Origin of the sequence: Companilactobacillus suantsaicola, assembly GCF_004745525.1 — a bacterium.
GTDB lineage: Bacteria > Bacillota > Bacilli > Lactobacillales > Lactobacillaceae > Companilactobacillus > Companilactobacillus suantsaicola.
Window position 1 is genome coordinate 1 of record NZ_RKLY01000054.1, and the last position, 5350, is coordinate 5350.

Sequence of the window (5350 nt, forward strand, 5' to 3'; positions counted from 1 at the left end):
AAGCCACAGGAGGCATTCTTCTTGGCTTGCGGCTACTAATAATCTGGCACTCCAATCCTGATAGATCTTAAGTTTTTTTTATTTTTTCGGAGTGGCTAACTTGTTCTTGCAATTTGCGTCTTTTGAAAATTCCCATAAAACCAAAAATAAAAATTAATAGGTAAAGCACCACTAAGATCATAGATTTAACTGAAAACATGCAAAAACTCCTCTTCAAAATTTTAAATATAATTTGGTACTCAACCACATGTTTCATTTAATCATTTTTGAAATCCTAAAACTGCCTAATCCACGATTTTTTTTATTATAGTTTCGAGGTATGAATTAAAGAAATATTTCTAAAATTTTATCGCCTAGCAATCCAAAATAAAAAACAGCCTCTACTCTCAAATTTACGTAAGACTTTTAGAAGTCACTACGTATCTTAGAAAATAGATGCTGTTATTTTTAGATATTATTTCTTATTACTTTGACGTTGGAACATTTTAACGATTTCAACCACGATAATCATCAGAACGCCTGCTCCAAGAACGATTGACCATTGTAAGAGATTCAATTCTGTTACATGGAACAATTTGTTAAAGCCAGGAACAACAATTGTTAAGGCAACCATGATAAAGGAAGTTGCGACACCAATGTTGAACATCTTATTCTTGAATGGATGAACTGAGAAAATTGATTGGTAAGTTGATTTAACGTTAAATGCATGGAACAACTGAATCAAAGCTAAGGTTGCATAGGCCATTGTTAAAGCGTCGGCATGCATAGCGGCACTTTCAGTATGAACTGGGAACATAATTGCTAAGCCGTAAACTCCTAAAGTAATCAAACCTTCAAGAATTCCTTGGTAAATAATCGATGAACCGATTCCGCCACCTAAGAAACTTGATTTTCTACCACGAGGCTTACGATCCATAATTCCTGGTTCAGTTGGTTCAACTCCCAAAGCAATAGCTGGGAAAGTATCAGTTGCTAAGTTGATCCAGAGTAATTGAACTGGTTGTAAAATATCCCATCCTAATAGGGTCATCATGAACAAGGTCAAAACTTCACCTAAGTTTGCGGACAAGAGATATTGAATTGATTTTTGGATATTGGAGAAGACTTTACGACCCTCTTCAACCGCGACAATAATAGTGGCAAAGTTATCATCGGCAAGAACCATATCTGAGGCACCCTTAGAAACTTCAGTACCTGTAATACCCATACCGATACCAATATCAGCTGACTTCAAAGCTGGCGCATCATTTACACCGTCACCAGTCATAGCAACGACTTTACCCTTATCTTGCCAAGCACTGACAATTCTAACTTTATGTTCGGGTGACACACGTGCATAAACCGAATACTGTTTAACTTTTTTCGCGAATTCTTCGTCACTCATTTGATCCAATTGAGCTCCAGTGATAACAGCATCATCATCACCTGGTTTGATAATACCAAGACGACCCGCGATAGCTTCAGCGGTATCTTGATGATCACCAGTAATCATGATTGGACGAATACCAGCTTTTTTCGCATCTTCAACCGCTTTAGCAGCTTCTGGACGTTCAGGGTCGATCATTCCGATTAAACCGGCAAAAATCAAATCGTTTTCGACTGTCTCAGTATCAACTTTGTCAGGAATAGCGTCGATAATCTTGTATCCCATTGCCAAAACTCTTAAAGCTTGTGTAGCCATGGCTTTATTTTGTTTCAACAATTCTGTTTTATCGGCGTCAGTGAAAGTGCGGACTTCATCTTTACTTGCTTGAATTCTGGTTACTCGCTGTAAAAGCATATCTGGAGCACCTTTGACAGCAACTAGGAATTTACCATCACTTAACTGATGAATCGTCGACATCAACTTACGTTCTGAATCGAACGGTACTTCAGCAACACGAGGTTCTTTTTGTAACTCATCTTCTACTTTGTAGTCATGGTCAAAACCAAATTGGACTAAAGCTGTTTCGGTTGGATCACCGACTAAGACACCATCATTTTGGACCTTGGTATCGTTAGCAAAAGTCATCACTTGTAAAACTTTGTCAGTGCCACTGATTGGATCTGAAGCATCTTGCAATTTACCATACTGGTAAACTTTTTCAACAGTCATTTTATTTTGAGTTAAAGTACCAGTTTTATCAGATGCGACAATTTCTGTACTACCCAAAGTTTCAACAGCTGGCAATTTACGAACTAAGGCTTTTCTTTTAGCCATTCTTGTAGTACCTAAAGCTAAAATAATTGTAACAATTGCTGGCAATCCTTCTGGGATAGCAGCAACAGCTAGTGAAATAGCAACTAACATCATTTCAATAACTAATTGATTCATCGGTAGACCTTCGTGGTTATTGAAAATACCAACCGCAAAAATTACGGCAGCAATTCCTAAAATCAACCAAGTCAACGTCTTACCTAATGAATTCAAATTATCCTGAAGTGGAGTTCCCGTTTCCTCAGCTTTGTTGATCATACCGGCGATTTGACCAACTTGAGTATTCATTCCGGAACCAACTACGATACCCGTACCACGGCCATAAGTAACATTACTGTTCATATAAGCCATGTTCTTGCGATCACCAAGTGGAATATCTTCGTCTGGTAAAATTTCAGCTTCTTTCTCAACTGGCACAGATTCACCAGTCAAAGCTGATTCCTCAATTTTCATGGAAGCCGAATCAAGTAAACGGATATCAGCCGGAACAATGTCTCCAGCTTCAAGTAAAACTACATCACCGACTACCAAATCCTCACTACTGATAGTTTCAAGTTTCCCATTTCTCTTAACATGAGCTTCCGGTGTCGACATTTCACGTAAAGCATCAATTGCTTCTTCCGCTTTTGATTCTTGGAAAACACCAAAGATTGCGTTAACGATAACAACTGCCAAAATTAAACCGGCATCGGCCCATTCATTGGCAACAAGACCGGAAATTAAAGCAGCTACTAATAAAACAATGATCATAAAGTCTTTGAACTGATCAAAAAACTTTTGAAACATCGTCTTTTTCTTACCTTGTGCTAAGGCGTTGGGACCATTTTGCTCCAAGCGTTTTTTGGCTTCGTCGCTACTCAATCCCTCTTCACTGGTATTAAATTGTTTTAACAGTGAAGCTTCGTCTAAAGCATAAAACCTTGCTTTGACGCTTTTTTCATCTTTCATAAAAACCCCTCCTTTTAAAAAAAGAGACTTGCACGCGAAATAAGCGTACAAGTCTCACTATTTAAGACAAAACCAGAGCTACGTCTTGTTGATGATTTTGCCACAGGCAACTTCTGCAAGTTACTCCCTTGTTTAAAGTCATTATAAATGATTGAAAAAATTAAAGCAAAAGAAAAAGCGAGAAATTTTTTCTCACTTTAAAATTAAATTTCAAAATTATTTACCAATAACGTAACGAGCATTAACCCATTCATTAGTAGCAACACGATAATATTTCACACCATTAACATCTTTAGTTTGATCAGTTTTCCATGATGTATTGTTAGCTAAAGCACGGTTAGTGATTTCTTTCATTGAACCATCACTTTGAAGTGCCTCAAGTTTAACAGCATATGAAGCTGAATTATCAACTTTGATCACACCAGTTGTAACGGTTGATGTTGACCCACTATTAGTTGTAGCTCCTGCTAAAAAGTTTGCTGCAACCCATTCGTTAGTAGCAACACGATAATATTTCACACCGTTAACATCTTTAGTTTGATCAGTCTGCCATGAAGTATTATTGCCTAGAGCACGGTTAGTAATTCTTTGCATGGTGCCATCTGATTGTAAAGCCATCAAAGGTACGTAATCACCGGTTGTGTTATTAACCTTGATAACATTTTTACTTGCAACTGTACTGCTACTTGAATTGGCACTGCCATCAGTTGTAGCCGAAGTATTAGTATTGGTTGATGATGTTGTAGTTGGTGCTGAATACTTTGTAAAGTAATCATCATACAACTCAGAAACATCAAAGTTACCACTGCTACCACTAAACTTATAAGTACTTGACCATTGCCAAGCATGTTCAGTTGTATACCATTCTTTACCTGTTGGATTATATGGATAAGAAGCAATCCAACCTTGGCTGACACTCATTTTGTAACCAACCCAAGAACCCATTGTATAAATGACTGAACGGTAACCATACTTAGCAACCTCGTTCATGAAAGCTGCGTTGTTAGCATCATTTTGTGCTACTGACAAACCGCTTTGTTCTGAACTCTCAACATCAGTTGCTAAAACGGCTCCGCTTGGTAAGCCATCACTTTGAGCTAATTTAGCAGCATAATCCGCTTCAGCGATTGCTCCACTAACGCTACTATATCTAGCGTAGTGATAACCATTGACGTACATCCCCGCAGATCTTGCAGCTGAAATGTTGCTTGCTGCATTTGCATCTTTAAAAGATGTACCTTCACTGATTTTAATTGCTACAGCTTTGACGCCATAACTGTCGTGCATATTTTTGAAGTTAGAAACAGTCATTGCACCATTGTTGTTTGATACATCAACCATATCGGTCCGAGCTGCTTGGACCTTAGTTGCCCCAAAAAAGACGAACATAATGGACAAAACTGCCGCGAGTGTAACAATAATCCTTTTCTTTAAAGCCATATCCCTTGTTCTCCCTTTCGTTGCCATTGCAACAAACCAAATTATAAGTCAATATTTTTGCTTAGAGTTAAAAGTTACAAAGATGTTCACTGAAAGTAACAATAATGTAACTAAAAAGTAAAATAAAAATATTGATTTTTTGACTTTTGGGAGAGTTGGTTGGCGGTTGATTGCCGTCTTCCGCACAAAACCTGTGATGGACTGGAACGCTGCCGGCACTATTTTGAGCTTTTTCAAGCCCGGAAAAATCTCAAAACTAGGCCTTCTTGTAAGTGCTGAAGCACTAACAAGAATTTGGCGGCTGAGCCATCACAGGTTTTGTGCTCCAGACTAAATCCTATTCTTAGTTTTTTAGTGATTCATTCTGATCTAGTTAACCAGTTCTATTTCTAATCCTTAGAATTTCTATTTTAAATTCGGTTACTTTCTTCATTTTAATTGAATATACTTTCTTTTATAGAAAACAAAAAACAGCATCTATTCTCTAGTCTTCGAAACTCAATTCGTTCACTATAAAAATAGGTGCCGTTATTTTTTGTTTTAAATCATCTAGGAAAAGTCCTAAATAGTACTGTTATTACTAGATGAATGGAAAGTAAATAAACCATAGATCCGTTCTTCAGTCCGGAGCAAGAAACTCGATTTGGGCTCAGTGGTGAAATTTCTACCAGAAGTCAAGAGAAATACTGATTTAATAGTAATTATAGTGAAGTTAATTTGTTATAGATCTAAGACATCAGTCAGATGGTATGAACCAAGGCAAAA

At 37.4% G+C, this 5350-nt stretch carries 2 protein-coding genes; both read right to left on the reverse strand.

Going from position 1 to position 5350, the window contains the following annotated elements; all coding sequences use genetic code 11:
- Positions 1–454: 454 nt before the first annotated feature.
- Positions 455–3145 carry a cation-translocating P-type ATPase gene (locus EGT49_RS12215; protein ID WP_135374676.1) on the reverse strand — a complete coding sequence of 897 codons (2691 nt, stop codon included), beginning with the start codon at positions 3143–3145 and terminating at the stop codon, positions 455–457.
- Between the two features lie 216 nt (positions 3146–3361).
- Positions 3362–4585 carry a GH25 family lysozyme gene (locus tag EGT49_RS12220; RefSeq protein WP_135374678.1) on the reverse strand — a complete coding sequence of 408 codons (1224 nt, stop codon included), beginning with the start codon at positions 4583–4585 and terminating at the stop codon, positions 3362–3364.
- Positions 4586–5350: the final 765 nt, after the last annotated feature.

Excerpts from the sequence above, each read along its gene's own strand:
- EGT49_RS12215 (WP_135374676.1), bottom strand. The coding sequence starts at position 3,145 with ATGAAAGATGAAAAAAGCGTCAAAGCAAGGTTTTATGCTTTAGACGAA.
- EGT49_RS12220 (WP_135374678.1), bottom strand. The coding sequence starts at position 4,585 with ATGGCTTTAAAGAAAAGGATTATTGTTACACTCGCGGCAGTTTTGTCC.